13 protein-coding genes and 4 pseudogenes are annotated in these 15,902 nt (G+C 52.5%); 4 read left to right on the top strand and 13 right to left on the bottom strand.

Annotated features, from left to right (window positions below):
* The first annotated feature begins 295 nt into the window (after positions 1 to 295).
* From G7090_RS09195 to G7090_RS09185, 3 genes are all read left to right on the top strand, one after another.
* Entirely contained in the window at positions 296 to 1,186 is an 891-nt protein-coding gene (locus tag G7090_RS09195) for a LysR family transcriptional regulator (protein WP_166185181.1), read from the top strand.
* A gap of 149 nt (positions 1,187 to 1,335) precedes the next feature.
* Positions 1,336 to 2,328 carry a zinc-dependent alcohol dehydrogenase family protein gene (locus G7090_RS09190; protein ID WP_166182192.1) on the top strand — a complete coding sequence of 331 codons (993 nt, stop codon included), beginning with the start codon at positions 1,336 to 1,338 and terminating at the stop codon, positions 2,326 to 2,328.
* A 1,028-nt stretch (positions 2,329 to 3,356) separates the two neighbouring features.
* Entirely contained in the window at positions 3,357 to 3,536 is a 180-nt protein-coding gene (locus tag G7090_RS09185; protein WP_046654899.1) for a general stress protein, read from the top strand.
* Positions 3,537 to 3,859: 323 nt separating this feature from the next.
* Here the strand turns inward: G7090_RS09185 and G7090_RS09180 are convergent, their stop codons facing one another.
* The 3 genes from G7090_RS09180 to G7090_RS09170 are packed head-to-tail and all read right to left on the bottom strand — an operon-like array spanning position 3,860 to position 6,694.
* Entirely contained in the window at positions 3,860 to 4,720 is an 861-nt protein-coding gene (locus G7090_RS09180; protein WP_242685362.1) for a hypothetical protein, read from the bottom strand.
* A gap of 10 nt (positions 4,721 to 4,730) precedes the next feature.
* Complete coding sequence (locus G7090_RS09175; RefSeq protein ID WP_166182191.1) at positions 4,731 to 5,033, bottom strand: hypothetical protein; 303 nt, start codon at positions 5,031 to 5,033, stop codon at positions 4,731 to 4,733.
* Positions 5,033 to 6,694, bottom strand: a complete 1,662-nt coding sequence (locus G7090_RS09170; protein ID WP_166182190.1) for a hypothetical protein — start codon at positions 6,692 to 6,694, stop codon at positions 5,033 to 5,035. Before G7090_RS09170 ends, G7090_RS09175 begins: the two co-directional genes overlap by 1 nt.
* Positions 6,695 to 6,827: 133 nt before the next feature.
* Here G7090_RS09170 and G7090_RS09165 point away from each other — a divergent pair.
* A protein-coding gene (locus G7090_RS09165; protein ID WP_166182117.1) for an IS3 family transposase occupies positions 6,828 to 7,975 on the top strand; the annotation gives its coding sequence in 2 pieces (ribosomal slippage) (positions 6,828 to 7,065 and positions 7,065 to 7,975; 1,149 coding nt in all).
* Positions 7,976 to 7,997: 22 nt separating this feature from the next.
* On the opposite strand, the gene G7090_RS09160 is transcribed toward G7090_RS09165, so the two are convergent.
* The 10 genes and pseudogenes from G7090_RS09160 to G7090_RS09110 form a co-directional block, all read right to left on the bottom strand.
* On the bottom strand, positions 7,998 to 8,960 hold the full coding sequence (locus G7090_RS09160) for a hypothetical protein (RefSeq protein ID WP_166182189.1): 963 nt from the start codon (positions 8,958 to 8,960) through the stop codon (positions 7,998 to 8,000).
* Positions 8,957 to 11,676 (bottom strand): annotated as a pseudogene (locus G7090_RS23920) (host specificity protein J); the annotation flags it as partial. The gene G7090_RS09160 and the pseudogene G7090_RS23920, both read right to left, overlap by 4 nt.
* Positions 11,677 to 11,764: 88 nt before the next feature.
* Positions 11,765 to 12,103, bottom strand: coding sequence for a phage tail protein (locus G7090_RS09145; RefSeq protein ID WP_166182188.1), 339 nt, complete (start codon positions 12,101 to 12,103; stop codon positions 11,765 to 11,767).
* Between the two features lie 2 nt (positions 12,104 to 12,105).
* A pseudogene (locus G7090_RS09140) lies at positions 12,106 to 12,933 on the bottom strand (phage tail tape measure protein); the annotation flags it as partial.
* A pseudogene (gpU, locus tag G7090_RS09135) lies at positions 12,932 to 13,102 on the bottom strand (phage tail terminator protein); the annotation flags it as partial. The pseudogenes gpU and G7090_RS09140, both read right to left, overlap by 2 nt.
* Positions 13,099 to 13,653: a phage tail protein gene (locus G7090_RS09130; protein WP_103179218.1), complete on the bottom strand. Its 555-nt coding sequence runs from the start codon at positions 13,651 to 13,653 to the stop codon at positions 13,099 to 13,101. The gene G7090_RS09130 and the pseudogene gpU, both read right to left, overlap by 4 nt.
* A 9-nt stretch (positions 13,654 to 13,662) precedes the next feature.
* Positions 13,663 to 14,016: a head-tail joining protein gene (locus tag G7090_RS09125; protein ID WP_166182187.1), complete on the bottom strand. Its 354-nt coding sequence runs from the start codon at positions 14,014 to 14,016 to the stop codon at positions 13,663 to 13,665.
* Positions 14,017 to 14,026: 10 nt separating this feature from the next.
* Positions 14,027 to 14,443 (bottom strand): DNA-packaging protein FI, encoded by a 417-nt coding sequence (gene gpFI, locus G7090_RS09120; protein WP_166182186.1) that lies wholly within the window; start codon positions 14,441 to 14,443, stop codon positions 14,027 to 14,029.
* 46 nt (positions 14,444 to 14,489) lie between these two features.
* A complete protein-coding gene (locus G7090_RS09115) occupies positions 14,490 to 15,515 on the bottom strand; it encodes a major capsid protein (RefSeq protein ID WP_166182185.1) in 1,026 nt (341 codons plus the stop codon).
* 67 nt (positions 15,516 to 15,582) lie between these two features.
* Positions 15,583 to 15,902 (bottom strand): annotated as a pseudogene (locus tag G7090_RS09110) (head decoration protein).

Genomic DNA, 15,902 nt, shown 5'->3' with positions numbered 1-15,902 from the left:
TGTAAGCCATTACTTTATATAAGAATGATAACACAAAATCAGATTTTATGGCTTGCTTGACCTGCTTTATAAGCCTTTGTTTTTGCCGTAATTGCTTAGAGTTTTGATAACCACTTTTCAAGCCGAAAAGTGCCTTAACCGATCAAAACTATTTGTCTGTTAAGTGCCAGAAGTGGACATTGTGACAGTCAGGAAGCCCTTATCTGAACGAAAAGAAATAATGTCGTTGGGATGGTTTACTTTACAATGTCGGTTTTGAACAGCCTACAAAACAGGTGAGCACGTGCATGCCAACATGATTGAATACCTAAATATTTTCATACAGGTTGTTGAGCAGGGTAGCTTCACGAAAGCTGCTGATGTACTTCAGATTCATCGCCCCACTGTGAGCAAAGCGATACAGCAGATAGAGCATGATCTGGGTGTAAAACTCATTTATCGCACAACCCGAAAGCTGAGCGTTACTGCTGAAGGGGATGAGTTCTATCATCATGCCAGGCATGTTCTGGCCGAAGTTAATGACATGATGGCCAGTTTTTCACCGACACTTCCACCGCGAGGACGCCTGAGACTTGATGTGCCCCTGGCGCTGGCGCATTCCATATTGATCCCTAATCTCAGGCATTTTCAGGCACTGTATCCAGGTATTGAAGTTGTGCTGGTTTCTTCCGATAAAAAAACTGATTTGATTACGGAAGGCGTAGATTGCCTTGTCCGCCTGGGTGCGCTTCAAGATTCTAGTTTTATATCCAGACGTCTTGGTGACATCCGGATGGTTACCTGTGCAGCCCCGTCTTACCTGCAGCAGCAGGAGCGGCCAGAAACACTTGCGGATCTGGATAAACATCGGGCAATTAACTTTTTTAGCGACCACAGTCGTGACGTCATGGAATGGAAGTTTATCGAAGATGGGAGCATTGTTTCGCTACGCCCTGCGGGCAGCCTGCTGGTTGATAATTCCGATATTCTGCTTTCTTGTGCTCTGGCTGGTCTGGGCATTATCCAGGCTACTTACGATGCCGTTGCTCCCCATATTGCTTCCGGCGCTCTTGAAGAGATTCTGCCGCAATACCCATCGGTGTCAAAGCCCGTGTCAGTGATGTATCCCGACAGACGCTACCTTTCTCCAAAAGTGAGCGTCTTTATCGACTGGTTCAGTGATATTCTGGCCACGCAGATCCGCTGAAGCAGGCGGATTGTTAATGGATAATTAATACTGAAGTTCCCTCTCAGCTATTTCTGGTGTGTTCGTAACAACGTAGATTGTTCACAAATGATTCGGGCATCCCTTCGGCATTATTCTGAAGGTGTGCCTTTAACTGGAGAGAGTTGAATATGTCTAAAGTTATTACCTTTAACCGCACCGGTGGCCCGGAAGTGCTGGAAGTTGTTGATGTGAAGGTGCCTGCACCGACAGCGGGTGAAGTGCAGATCCGCGTACATGCGATAGGTATCAACCGTGCAGAAATCATGTACCGCAACGGCCAATATGTTATTGAGCCGGAATTTCCGGCACGTCTTGGTTATGAAGCGGCCGGCGTTGTACAGGCAGTAGGTGAGAATGTAGATGAGTTTACCACTGGAGATCGGGTAAGCGTGATCCCTTCATTTATGTTTAATGAATACGGCATGTATGGTGAAGTGGTCAACGCACCGGTTCATGCTGTCGTAAAGCATCCTGAAAACCTTTCATTCGAGGAAGCCGCCGCAAGCTGGATGATGTATGTCACCGCTTATGGTGCGCTGGTTGAGTATGGCAACCTTCAGGCTGGTCAGAATGTCGTGATCCGCGCAGCATCAAGCAGCGTGGGTCTGGCTGCCATACAGATTGCTAACATGCTGGGTGCAAACCCAATTGCACTCACACGGACCTCTGAAAAAAGCGAAATGCTCCTTAAAGCTGGCGCAGCCGCCGTCATTGCTACTGCGGAGCAGGATATGGTTGCTGAAATCAGTCGTGCAACAGATGGCGCAGGTGCCCATATTGTTTTTGATCCCGTCGGTGGGCCGGACGTGGCAAAACTGACGCAGGTGATGGCACCACAGGGTATGTTTTTCCAGTACGGCGCGCTCGATAGCCGTGACATGCTTGTGCCTGTATTTGATATTCTCGGTAAGCATCTCACCCTGCGTGGATATGAGCTGTTTGAAATCACGACGGACTCTGAAAAAATGGCGCGCGCAAAATCCTTTATCACAGAAGGCTTGCGAGTCGGCAAACTGAAGCCGGTCATCGATAAGACGTTCCCGTTCGAAGAGATTGCAGACGCCCAGCGCTATATGGAGTCCAATGGACAGGTCGGCAAAATAGTTGTGACCGTTGAGTAATCCTTACCGCAGCATTCTATAAATGAGTTTTGCGCAGCCTGGATATTTCCAGGCTTTTTATTGTTCGTGGTTTCGATACTATGGCTCCGGCAGGTACTGGCTTCGATTTCCACTACTCGAAAATTAAATGTCCGTTTCTCGCTCATAGCGGACATTAAAACTCATTAGGGAGGATCATCTGATCCCCCTAACTACGCACCGCTTCTTGCACCGTGCACTTATCACCATCACCATCGACGCTGTTGATGAAGTACGTCACCCTGCCCATACCTCGACATATTCCGCCGCGTTCCGTTCGACGCTTCGCCATCATCCGCGATTAAGGCCTTTCCTCTGAGCTTAGCGAACTGCGTCCTTACACCGCTGAGGAGCAGCAGCACTGCCGGCTGGTTTCGGATTGTGCGTTTTAACCAAAGTATTGCATTCATCGGTTGAACTCACAACCATAAGCGGACATAACGAAGAGAGCACCATCTCTCAGATGATGGCCAGATTACATTGCCAAATTAAATAAGAGGTAATACATCTAACAGCGCCACGCTTAAACATGCCACCCAAACGAATAACGTAGCAGACGTAATAAAATATATAAAAATTTGAACCACACATATTATATACGTCGAAGATATGCTTTCTCTTTTTGAAGCCATTCCAAAGGCTTCGGCAAGGCTCCGCCGCTTCGTAACAATAAAAAAAGACGGTCGCCAATCTTTAAAGGGCAAAATGGTTCTATAACTTTGCCTCCGGCATGAACAAACCAGATATTCATTCAGCACCTGTGAATTATCTATGTTGTGTTTTGTTATCGAGGCGGTAATACTTGCATTACAAATCGTGCCTCACCCAGAACAGATAACCCTAATTATCTTTATCTCTACAGTTATTTTTTATATAAGAATAATCCTAGTATTTTTTACCACTTTTTTATTTGCCATCCCAAGATGATGATCTACATTTATAAACGTTGGCAGAGAACAATCACTCTTGTTAACGTATCCCTTTCATTTTTATCTAAAGAGGAACTATATATGACTGAGCATCGCGGCGGTTCTGGTAATTTCGCGGAAGATAAAGAAAAAGCATCTGAAGCAGGTCGTAAAGGAGGCCAGCATAGCGGTGGTAATTTCAAAAACGATCCGCAAAAAGCTTCTGAAGCTGGCAAGAAAGGCGGACAAAATAGCCATGGCGGCGGAAGAAAGTCTGAGTAGACATATATTGTTGTTAATGTGTTGTCGTAAAATGCGAAACGCATTTTCACTAGCTAATATGTGAACATGAAAGAGCCATTAGCGGTAATCCTGATTGCAGATGTTGGGATTGCCGCTTTTGCGTCAATTATATTTACTTCATCATGAAGTTAATTGAAACTGAAGGGATAGCATACTCCTTAATGTTCGAGGCCGAATCGTTGGGCATTTTCTGCCGCTGCAAGTACGAGGCACGAGAGACACAAAGTAATTTGCTGGCTCGCACTGACACCATCACTGCTAGAGTATTCTGAACCACGTATGCTTCTCGATCACAGCAGACGTTAAACGCTATGTTGAATATCCACCTGCTCTTCTGGATCTGTTTCAGCCATAGCAGCCGCGGCCTCCAGCTGGCGCTGATTCCAGATGCTGTCCACAGGCATCTCTACACGGATGGAGACGTACTGATCGGCAGGAATGTCGATCGGGTCGCACTCGTTAAACCCTTCTCGTTCGTTGCGGGCGAAGGTCGGGGACCCCGGGTGAGTGCGATGGTAGGTTTTCACCAGTACAGAACCGTCAGCATTCACTTCATAGTCAAGCCATACCAGCGGCTGTCTGTTGCGGTCTTTCGGGATGTCAAAGCCACCATCTATACCACCCCACTCAGCATCGGCGTTCAGGCCCATACAGCCGCTCACCAGATACTCACCAATACCCATGCGCGTTACGACACACCCCTCTGATTCGTCATTGGTCTGCGCGGTGCCATCATGGAAGATCTGCACGATAGGCGATGCGCCTTTCAGCGTGCCGTCTGCCGCTTTGGTAGTGTTCGTGGTGGTGTAAACTTCGCACAGTTTCCCGTTCGTGCCAGCATCAGAAGAAAGTATACGCAAGTACATTCTCGGCGCGGTTGCAACAATGGTGGGAATGACAACCTGATAAACTGTGTTTGCATCAAAGGGGACGAGCAAAAGCGATGCGTTATCATCAATGCCGCCAAGCTTCATTTTAGAAAGGTAGGTGCCAAATCCCAGGCGCTGCTCCTGGTTTATGGCCTGGAGAACTGTAGTTCCCAGACCAAACGCGCCAACCTCCATTACATTACCAGACGTCGTCCCGACATCACGCTGCGCAGCTGATTTCAGTCCGGCGATGTCCGCAGCGGCCAGGCTGATAGTATCTTTTCTGTTTGCCATGTTGTGCTCCTTATGCCCACACGCGAGCCGGTGTTTTCGGGGTAACAACAAAGTCGTTCAGCCCGGATAGATCGAGCGAGTCATTCATGGCCCGCAAATTGGCGTGATAGCCGGGTTCGGTGGTGTACTTGATCATTTCGTTTTCTTCACCGGGATTGATAACTTCGGCAGGAACAGTAATAACGCCGACAACATCCAGGATGGCAAAGGAGTGATATAAACCGCCCTGCTCCTCATCATTCACAAACCCTACCGCGATTAATTGCTTTCGCATTTCACCAGCATCAGTAAAGCGCAGATATAAGTCTTTCATTAGCGGAGTCCATTAATTTGATTGGGAGTTAACAGGCGATGCCAGATCCGGAAATTGCAGATGTGATAAACAACGTAGGGGTTACTTTGAATCCTCAGTGATGTTGCACCTCCTGTCGCCACGGTTGGACCCTGCGTTTTAGCGTTACTGTTTCCGTTAAAATATGCAGTAATGGTGTCTGTAACATCCTGTGATAAAGCAAAAATCTTTTGACTAAATGGATAAGCTACCGAATTTCCGGCACCACCGGACCCACGATACGAATACATCATCGAAGCGGTTAAGCGAGTGATGATATCGTTCCTTGCGCCAGGGCATGTGACGATGTCTGCATAACCTACTGTCGGTTGTACGTATCTGTTAACTGAAAGTTCAAATGCAACCACCCGGTTGATTAAGTCCCCGGAAAGCCTGTAGCCGACGTTACCGGAAGCCTGGAGATCGAATGTATCAGCGGCTCTTGTGGTAGCTGCAGAACCGGTTGGAATATAGCTGGTTGCAATGGGGTTCTTTTCACACTGAGCCATTTGAACGTAAATCACCGCACCAACTGGGAGGTTGGTGCCGCTATTAAGCCATATTCCCCCCGTTACAACCCCTGCGCTTGCCGCTGTAAAGGTAACGCTCACATATACATATCCGTCACCCCCGAGTGACGACTCGTAGGTTAGCCCTGCGGTGGCACTCATGTACCCCCCAGTATTGCCATCAAAGAAGGAATCAGCTATTTGCGCACCATCAAGCGTAAACCTGAATCGTATTCTGTATGAAGTGGCTTTCACCCTGGCGGATAAAGTAACTTTGTCACCAATTGCTACGGTGATATTTGAGCTTGCCGTCGTCTGATGATTCGCGCTCGTAGCAGCGTTGACTGTTCCTCTGAAGGTATTTGCCTGAGTTGATCCGTCCACAACCAGGGCTTTATCAAGCGTGCCATTGCTGCTCCATTTTGTCGGGTCTTCACTATTCAAAATATAATTAACAGAAGCCCCCTCCATCAATAAACCCTCTCGTTCAAAGCGTGGTTCATTAATAGCGGCAGTCTGGAGAACACCAGATTTATCAATATACGTCGCCGTCGTTGACCGGGTAAAAGTTGCCGACTTTGTTGGTAGCTCCAGCACCTGTCCCGAAATAGTCAGCGTGTCATATGGTGCAGAGCCCGCCAGCAGGCGCAGATCGTCATTAAGTGGTGCCCAAACATCAGGGAACGGCGCCTCCTCATATGGTACAGAGGTCAGTTGCTGGGCGGCGGCCAGCGATGCTGCGGAGCTGCTTGCGCTGGCCGCTGCGTTGGTTTCTGAGGTCTTTGCGTTCGTTTCTGACGTTTTCGCATTGTTTTCTGAAGTCTTGGCGTTTGTCTCAGATGTTTTTGCGTTCTTCTCAGACGTTGCAGCTGCGGTCTTTGATGAGTTCGCGTTCGTCTCTGAAGTTTTGGCATTCTTCTCAGACGTTGCAGCTGCCGCGGCGCTGGTGCCTGCCGCGTTCGCAACGGCGATCAGCTTCGACCAGCTCGGACCCGTTTTTTTCGAACCGTCAGCCAGGGTTACGGTGACGTCACCGGTACCCGATAAAATCAGGTCCTGGTTTACGATATCAATTTGCGCCTGGCGAAAACCTTCCGTGACGGCTTTAGCTAAATCGTCATCAAGTGTGGCCATTCGTGTTGTCCTTAAAATGAAAAACCCAGCCGGAGCTGGGTTGTGTTGTTCAGAGAGCTTGAGGGAGAAGTGAATCGCCACGGGTTTAACAGACACCTCCGAGTCATTTAAGATGGCTTAAAGAGAGGTGCCCATGAGCGGTAAGCGTTATCCCGAAGAGTTTAAAACTGAAGCAGTCAAACAGGTTGTTGATCGCGGTTATTCTGTTGCCAGCGTTGCAACACGTCTCGATATCACCACCCACAGCCTTTACGCCTGGATAAAGAAGTACGGTCCGGATCCTTCCATTAATAAAGAACAGTCAGATGCTCAGGCCGAGATCCGCCGTCTCCAGAAAGAGCTGAAGCGGGTTACCGACGAACGGGACATATTAAAAAAAGCCGCGGCGTACTTCGCAAAGCTGTCCGACTGAGGTACGCCTTTATCCGTGACAACTCCTGTTGCTGGCCTGTTCGCCTGCTCTGTCGGGTGCTGGATGTTCATCCCAGTGGTTTTTACGCCTGGCTTCAGCAGCCGCATTCACAACGCCATCAGGCAGACCTGAGACTGACAGGACAGATTAAACAGTTCTGGCTGGAATCGGGATGCGTCTATGGTTATCGCAAAATCCATCTGGATCTGCGGGACAGCGGGCAACAGTGCGGAGTGAACAGAGTCTGGCGACTGATGAAACGTGTCGGGATAAAGGCTCAGGTCGGATACCGGAGCCCGCGGGCACGTAAAGGCGAGGCCAGTATCGTGTCGCCCAACAGGCTCCAGCGACAGTTTAATCCGGATGCTCCGGATGAGCGTTGGGTAACGGACATAACCTACATCAGGACCCGCGAAGGCTGGCTGTATCTTGCCGTGGTTGTTGATCTGTTCTCACGCAAAATTATCGGCTGGTCCATGCAATCCCGGATGACAAAGGACATTGCCCTGAACGCACTGCTGATGGCTGTATGGCGGCGTAATCCCCAAAAACAGGTGCTGGTTCATTCGGATCAGGGCAGTCAGTACACAAGCCATGAGTGGCAGTCGTTCCTGAAATCACACGGCCTGGAGGGCAGCATGAGCCGTCGCGGTAACTGCCATGATAATGCGGTTGCAGAAAGCTTTTTCCAGTTGTTGAAACGCGAACGGATAAAGAAAAAGAGCTACGGAACGCGGGAAGAAGCCCGCAGTGATATTTTTGATTACATCGAAATGTTTTATAACAGTAAGCGTCGGCATGGTTCCAGCGATCAGATGTCACCGACAGAATATGAAAACCAGTATTATCAACGGCTCGGAAGTGTCTAGATTATCCGTGGCGATTCAAAGATTACTTTTTGAGGGATTGTCTGAAGTAATTATCGTAAGGGTCACAGTCTATGTACATAACCCTCAACCCAGCGACCCAGGGTTTTATTGTCAGGCTTACGCTTCCCAGCGTTGACTGATAAACCTCCGTGCTGTTCGTTCTCCATCTGCCATTACTGGCGATACCGGCACCGGCGCAGGTGTAATTCGAAAATCCATAGTTCGGGTGTGCCGGGTCCTGGGGAATATACATAAAGCTGGTAATTCCCGTAGTTACTGCCAGCGGTCGATCTGACTCCATATAAGACTGGGTTATGAATTTTGCGTCCAAGGGGAGGCAGTTGTTGTGCCACACCATTACCCCATCGCGGTACATGTAGAACCCTGCCGCAGGCATGGGGGGCAATACTTTTGCAAATATATACGCCCTGGTCGGATACTGATTCTGTCCCGCATTAGCAAACTGCAGCTGATATGTGCCCCCACTTTCTATTTGGTTAAAGAAGGATCGGCTAAGAGCTCCTCCTTCGTAATTGCGGTTCCGCATGAAAACCATGATACCGGCTCCCACACGGACACCGGTATCAACAGTTCTGGCACCGGCCTCGATATCAATCACGTTCGCCAGCACAAAAGGGGTGAAGTCAGGCGCGAGCTTTACGGTTTTCACGCCAGACGGGTACTGATAAAGAGCAAACCCGGTGTATGTCGTATCAGCGCCTGTTTTTGCTGTTGCTGTCACCATCAGCCGCAGCGGCACAGTGGTGTTCCATGTCAGTGTGCTGCCTGAGACTGATGCGGTGATCGTGTTATTTTGCTCATTGTTAGCCAGGGTGTTATTCATGGCCGTAACGGCAAGATCAAAACCGGGAGCTGAATATGCTTTTGAGCCACTACCATTTACGACGAGGTGATCAATAACATAGGTGAACCCCATAGAGTTGGTGGCATCAAAGCCGGTGCCCTCAATAAACATCTGCATCATAACGGTTTACCCATTACCACCAGGGGCCTGTTAGCGGCGTCATAAAATACAATCCTGTCCGCATTGATTTTAAGCTGACCGCCACCAGTGCTCCCGTTCATTTCAAGCGTGCCCCCCTTATCCAGCCGCCACCCGGCAGAACCTGCTACATAATTGACCGACTGAATGAAGTTACCGATCTTGGCGTTATCGATAGACCCGTCCTGGATGAACACCGAGCGCAAAAACAGCTGCCCGCCGGTGGCGGCAAACACCAGTTCCTGCCCGGTGGTCGTCGGGTTATAAACCGCAAACGTGTCGGCGCTGACGAGGAAGTTAGAGGAGCCTGCGGCATCAATGCCCAGCTGGATACCCAGTCAATCAGGTAATAGTTCGTCGCGTCCTGTCTGGTGGACAGGTCCAGTCTGAACTGATTCATCGTGGTTTCGGTCAGCCACGGGATATTGTCGAACTCCACCGTTGCGATACCGTTGGCGTCATAGGCAGGCTCGGCGACGGTGATCATGTTAGTGTCGTTGAATCCACCCGTACCACGCCACCGCAGCTGCCCCGCCCAGCCGGGCGCACCGACTTTCCTGATGCGGAGTTTAACGAAGCGATAGGACGAGGGGTTGATAGCCAGTGATCCCGGCGATGCCACCCACGGATCGGTGGCATGGTTCGCAGGTCGTATCCACCCGTCAACGATTGTGGGAGTTCCGTTCCCGGTCCAGCCCTCTACCGTCGAATCGAAGTACCAGATTTTCGCCGGGTCGAACTGGGAGCCGGTGCCCGCCGATATCTGCGCGATCTGCTGCGCCAGCGAGTCGGTGGTGGTCTGAATCGTCTGGTTGACGTTGCTGATATCCGCGACGCGCTCGTTCTTCTCGGTCAGCAGCGCCTGCCCCCGCGCCGTTGCCTCGTCGGTGATGGCTTTCTTACGGTCCGTGACCTCCTGCGCCAGGCCCGCTTTAGTCGCCGCCGACTCTGTCGTTACTGCGGTGATGTCGTCGCGCGCAGACTGGATATCTTCACCCAGATCGGCAATGTCCGAAACGAGGTTTTTATAGCCCTCGGTCTGTTCAAGCGTGTCGCCGATCATGTCGAGATAATCACCGGCGTTAGAGCTGGACTGGCCTGCCGCCCACTCTGTCCAGTCTCCGGTGTTGCCGATACGATCCACCAGGCGCGCGCGGTACCACTGGCTGACGCCCGCCCGCATCGGCCCATGCTGGTAATGCGTGGCCGGATACGGCACCAGCGCCAGTAATTGTGGGTTAGCCTTGTCTTCGGTGGTGGCGCGCTGAATTTCGGTGTATGCCGTATCACCAGAGCCATCCGGGAAAGCCCAGGTGATGTCGATAGCCCAGACAACATCGTCCGTGGCGGCCAGTGCCTGCGGCGTTCCAGGCCTGCCGTTTTTGCCCGTAAGATAGGTGGTGTCAGCATAACCCCACGGCGAGCTTGAATCCTGGGCGTTCAGCGCGCGCACCCGCACGTCATAACTCCCGGTGTAGATCCCCTGCACCGCAAATCCCTGGGCGCTGCTCACCGGAACGTTTATCCAGTCGCCATTATCCTTGCGCCACTGCGCCTGGTACCGGATCGCGCCATCTACCCTGTCCCAGGACGCATTCATGGTGGCGACGGTGAGTCCCTGCTCGATATGGTCGGTTTCGGTAAGGATGATGTTTTTCGGTGCCGGCAGAACGCTTACCGGCGTGACGGTGACCGGCGCCGGGGTAATGCGTACACCGTCATCGATATAGCGGTATTTATTCGGGTCATGCTGAACCGCGGTGATCGTAAAACCACCGTTGCTGTCGTCGTTCGCCCGGATGGATGTCACACGAAAATACTGGATAGCCAGGTTGTCGCTGTCGATGGCCCACACTGCGCCGGATTCAGGCGGCAGCCTGAAGGGGGTGGTGACCGTCACCGTCTGTTTATCCGCGCTGATGGACGCGATTGTCCGCGTCTGCGCCTTGCCGTCCGGCAGGTTGACCACCAGGCGATCGCCAGCAGCGTAATCAGCGGGACGATCAAGCGTAACGTTCCGCCCGTTTACCGCCCGGATGCGTCCGCCGTTCTGCCTGCCGGCGCGGAACGGGTCCGCGATACCGATAATTTCCGCAGGCAGGGGAATATAACCGTCCAGCCCCACGCCAAATGACACCGTTCCGTCGCGCGCATTAGACAGCAGCGCCCAGCGGCCCCGGCGGTGCGCTTCACTCTGGGATGTGCAGCCAATCGCCGTCATCGACATCTGGTTGACCTTGTACCGCTTCACCAGGTCGGAATCGTAGACACTCTCAACAGTATCGCTGTAATGGTTCTGCGGATCAGACCAGGACACCAGGGCAGACGAGTAGCGGTTTTTGTAGCTGCCGCCGCCGTAGGTAAACAACCCGTCAATCACGTTTGATGCGTGGTAGGTAAAATCCACTTCATCCTGCGGCACATCCGCGCGCACGTAAATCTGGTCGTTGCCCCAGAAGGTGATCCCCCGGAATATCGCCGCCAGATCGCTGAGAACAGTGTAGGCGTCCTGCTGGCTCTGGATGTAGACGTTGCAGGTGAAGCGCGGCTCGGTACCACCCGCCCCGTTCGACACCTTCTGATCGCAGTACTGCGCAATCGCATACAGCTCCCACTTATCGATCATGGCAGCATCGATGCGGGTGCCCATGCCGTAAATCTCATCCAGCACCAGATCGTAAAATACCCAGGCCGGGTTCCAGCTGCTGAATATCCTGCGTGAAACTCATATTCACCCCATAAAAAAACCGCCCGGAGGCGGTAAGTCATTCTGGATTTGAAGATAATCAGGGAGCAAAGGACTGCTCGAACGTGAACGCTACTGTCGCTTTTTTTCCGGAGGGGAGCGAAACACTGAAGGAATCAGCCTTCATCCGATAGAGCTTCTTCTCCCCCCAGGGGTTCGTCCACCAGAACGATTTTGTAATGTGCGACATAAGGAACGCACGCAGCACTGCGGCCTCGCTTCGTGTGCCCGTCCAGTCAAGTTCCCAGACTTCGGACTTGTCATTGATCCCCATCCCGGCGATCTGTTTATACCCGTCGCCAAACTGGGACTGAAGCGTACGGGCGCTTTCCGTTCCCCGGGCAGTTTTACGGGTGCCCCAGCTGAATGTGTCTGTCACCGCTACCCCCTTGGGTAAAGTACACCACCTGGCCCCAGCTCCTTTTTAAGCCGGTCAGTGATGGTCTGCTGAACAATGCCCTGAAGCTGCCGCGCCGTTCCAATGGTGTCCGCCTGGCTGGACTCGCCCCCCCCCTGCTGACTGACACTGACCGGTGCATAAACGCTGATCCCCCGCGTGGCCGCAGCGGGCATATTGCCGCCACCCACCAGTCCGCCGGACGCGTAACCGCGCATCATACTGTACAGATTTCCCACCCCGATCCGGCTGGTCGCCTCTTTGGTAAAAACGAACTCCCCGCGATGAACCACCCCGGCAGGTTCATATTTACCGCCCGATCCGGTATAGCCGCCCCCGGCAAATCCGATAGCCGAACTGACAGCGCCCACGATCCCCACTCCCGCCTGTTTAAGGGCGATCTGCGCCAGCATCGAAAGCGTTGAGCGGGTGAAGTCACTCCACTTTGCTTTACCGGTGGTAAGCATGTCCGCAAGGTTTTGCGTCATTCCGTCAAAGGTGCTGGCGGCTACATTTTTCATCTGGCCGTACGCGTCACCCGCAGAATCGGCGTAATCAGCCCAGGCGGATTTCCCACCAGACAGCCAGTCACCGCGCATTTTATCCTGTTCCTGATAATATCCCTGTAGCGCCTGCAGCTCTTTCTGGTAGCCCTGATCTTTTTCAGACCCGCCGCCATTTTTCCAGCCCTGTAGTAACTGAGCCTCTTCATTGCGCCGCTGTGCAGCACGACTACTCATCCCCGCGCTTTCCGCCAGCGCCCGGGTTTTCTCACCCATCTGGGTAACGTATTTTTGCGATGTATCCTGCATCGGCATCCAGTTCTTCCCCGGTGTACTCCGCGTCGGTGAGATAAACGGCGACGGCCGGGAAATCTCCCTCTTCGAGCACTGCTGGCCTACCGTCAAAATAAATGGCGTCAGTACCAATCGCGCTTTCCAGCGCGTCAAGAATCAACTGTCGGATATCACTGTGTTTCATTTTGTCAGAATCAACCTGAGTTGGTTTGTAAGGGATGCCCGGAGCTCTTTGGGCATATCCGAGTCCATGAGCTTCGGCAGCTCAGCTTTAAATGCCGTGGTTAAAGGGGCTGCCAGAGGAATGCTGACCACTTCGATCGGATAACGAGGCTTTGCTGTTCGCCTCATGACGTGCCAGCGACCATTTTTAAGCTGCTGAATGAATCCGCCCGGGAAACGGAACGGTCCAATGCGCAGCACGCTGTTGGCCCCTTTCTTATCCCGTTTTCTGCGGGAAAGGCGCACGCTGGCGGTACCGAGTTTTATGGCCGGTAAATTGCCACGGTTTACACGGATAAGCGCGCGGGGTTTATTAACCGTCGCACGTCTCAGCCTGGCGCGTTGCTTTACCAGTTTTCGCGGTACGCGGGTATCTTTCGACACGACTGCCACGCTGCGGCTGACGGCCCGGTTTGCCACGCGGTTAACGGCCTGTGCCGACGCACGCGGAACAGCCGTTTTGCTGATGCTGTTGAGATTCTCTATCGCCTGCTCAAGGCCTTTAATGGACATGCAGCCTCCTTAACGACGGCGGGTACCGGCGGGCGGGCTCCCGTTACCCAGCCAGATATGGCAGGATCCACAATCGTCAGGGCCAATTCGCTCAACCCAGAAAGCTCGCCCGTTAATCATCAGGGTGTCCATGCGTTCCAGCTGCTGAACAGTGGCGGTTTCCACAAACAGGGTCGGACTGGTACCTTCAACCCGAATCCCCACACCGGCATAACCAATATTCTCTAGATCATCGAAAACGCCCATCAGGGTGACACCTGACAAAGCGCCTGACATCACCTTTGCATCTGCGCCCATCACACTGCGTATAGCGCCATCCGCTCGCGACATGGCCTCGTCAAAGAGATTATCGTAATCAGCCATGCGGTCCCCTTCAGACTTCTCTAGCCAGCCCCTTTGCGATCAGCTCGTCTGCATCCTGTTTGGATACGCGAATGATCACACCGGGCTCAACGATGGAGACCGGTTCGTTACGCGTGGCATGCAGCGCGTCAATATGCAGGGTTGCCAGCGTTTCTACTGTTACCCGGTCATCGGTTGTGGTCGCTTTCGTTTTTTCTTTCGCCGCGTCAGCAATATCAACGTCGGTGCTGCCGGTGCTGCCGGTGCTGCCGGAAGCATTCTCCTCTCCATTTTCACCGTCAACCGAACCGGCATCTCCATCCAGCTCCTCTTCAAGCTCAGCAATACGCATCGACAGCTCCTGGATGGTGCCGCTGGTATTCACGTCACGGCCCAGCATTTTGCCCAGCTCTTTCAGCCGGGCGATAAGTGTTTCTTTTTCAGTCATGGAAACTACTCCGAAAAATTGGCCCCGAAGGGCCACCAGGTGGAAGTTACGCGAGTTTCACGGATACAAATTCGTCCGAGTCTGCCAGCAGCATCAGCGGCGCGGACTGGATCATAGTGAATTCACGGGCCGGGTCACCGGACTGCACCCAGTTTTTCGGATAGCGTGCGGACGCGTTAATGCCCTCGCGCTGCGCGTCCACATCCTGGATACAGCCATAGGTCCGCAGACCGCGCGCCTGTGTGTTACCCAGTACCATGGTGTTATCCGGCAGGTAATTCTTCTGCACGCCCCCTTCAACGTACTGACCGGCGTACACGACGATTGCCACATCGCCGTACATACCCTTATAGGAAACCGCCTGACCGAGATCCTTGAGTGCGGTTTCCAGCTCAGAGTTAGAGCCGCGGCGGGTATCCAGCTTGTCTTTGACGGCCTTAAAGGAGCGGAACAGTGACCAGCCTTTTGGATCGAACACGATGATGTTGACCACGCCACTGGCATTCACCGCATACGTCTCGATGTCATCGGTCGGATCATAGGTTTCTTTGTCCCGGACGGACCAGGCCGCAGCACCCGCCTGAACAATGTTGTTTCTGGCGCTGCGCTGCATATCCACCTCCACCGGCTCGAATGCCTCCCCGGTCATGGTATATTTACCGCTGAGCACGGCGGATACGGCCTGCATTTCTTCTACCTGCGCAATCGCCAGCTCTTCATCTTTCATGTTCTGCAGAATGATGCGGCGGCGGCGATAAGCAGGATCAGCTAGGTTCTGTGGATCTTCATCCGGCAGACGACGCAGGGTCATCTGCGGGTTTACTTCGTGCTTGGGCTTAACATAACCAGGCGTAAATTCTGAGGTTGTGCCACCGCGCGAGCGGATGACCTTGCCGGAAATAACAGGCGAGACATAGAGCGCCATGTTAACCAGGCCCGGGATTTGCGACAGGTACACCTTCTCAGTGCTGAAGGGATAGCTTTCGCGGAAGAAGATGCGAAGGAAAAGCGGATCGAACTTAAATTTCTTCTCATTGACCGCCAGCAACTGGGCAGTGGTATAAATTGACATAGATTTTTCCCGTAAAAAAAGCCGCACAGGCGGCTTTTATGGATGAATGTGAGTGTTAATAAAGGGTTTAGATGATGCTGACGGCCGTGCCGGTAAACGCATTATGCTTGATATGCTCATCTGTCACAGCTGAAGGCCAGAGAACATCTTCAATGCGGAATGAGCCGGATTTATAAAATGCCAGCTCCACGCTGCTCTGGTCTGCCGCTACGGCAAGAATACCGCATGCCGCGCCAGCGTGAGCGCCGTCCCAGACCGTTAACTTGCCCGTATGAGTGGTGTCATGGCCGGCGTGGAGGCTGTCAGTTCGCCAGGTGCATATGCAGTATGTGCCGGGTCACTGTTGCCGAGCGGCTGTAAATGGGTAAAAACTTCAGTCGTTGCCAT

The sequence above is a fragment of the Leclercia sp. 29361 genome (genome assembly GCF_011290365.1).
Classification (GTDB): Bacteria; Pseudomonadota; Gammaproteobacteria; order Enterobacterales; family Enterobacteriaceae; genus Enterobacter; species Enterobacter tamurae.
This window is presented reverse-complemented; position numbering and strand designations above follow the sequence as displayed.

Coding starts and splice junctions, on each gene's coding strand:
- G7090_RS09195 (WP_166185181.1), top strand. CDS start 296: ATGATTGAATACCTAAATATTTTCATACAGGTTGTTGAGCAGGGTAGC.
- G7090_RS09190 (WP_166182192.1), top strand. CDS start 1,336: ATGTCTAAAGTTATTACCTTTAACCGCACCGGTGGCCCGGAAGTGCTG.
- G7090_RS09185 (WP_046654899.1), top strand. CDS start 3,357: ATGACTGAGCATCGCGGCGGTTCTGGTAATTTCGCGGAAGATAAAGAA.
- G7090_RS09180 (WP_242685362.1), bottom strand. CDS start 4,720: ATGGCAAACAGAAAAGATACTATCAGCCTGGCCGCTGCGGACATCGCC.
- G7090_RS09175 (WP_166182191.1), bottom strand. CDS start 5,033: ATGAAAGACTTATATCTGCGCTTTACTGATGCTGGTGAAATGCGAAAG.
- G7090_RS09170 (WP_166182190.1), bottom strand. CDS start 6,694: ATGGCCACACTTGATGACGATTTAGCTAAAGCCGTCACGGAAGGTTTT.
- G7090_RS09160 (WP_166182189.1), bottom strand. CDS start 8,960: ATGATGCAGATGTTTATTGAGGGCACCGGCTTTGATGCCACCAACTCT.
- G7090_RS09130 (WP_103179218.1), bottom strand. CDS start 13,653: ATGTCCATTAAAGGCCTTGAGCAGGCGATAGAGAATCTCAACAGCATC.
- G7090_RS09125 (WP_166182187.1), bottom strand. CDS start 14,016: ATGGCTGATTACGATAATCTCTTTGACGAGGCCATGTCGCGAGCGGAT.
- gpFI (WP_166182186.1), bottom strand. CDS start 14,443: ATGACTGAAAAAGAAACACTTATCGCCCGGCTGAAAGAGCTGGGCAAA.
- G7090_RS09115 (WP_166182185.1), bottom strand. CDS start 15,515: ATGTCAATTTATACCACTGCCCAGTTGCTGGCGGTCAATGAGAAGAAA.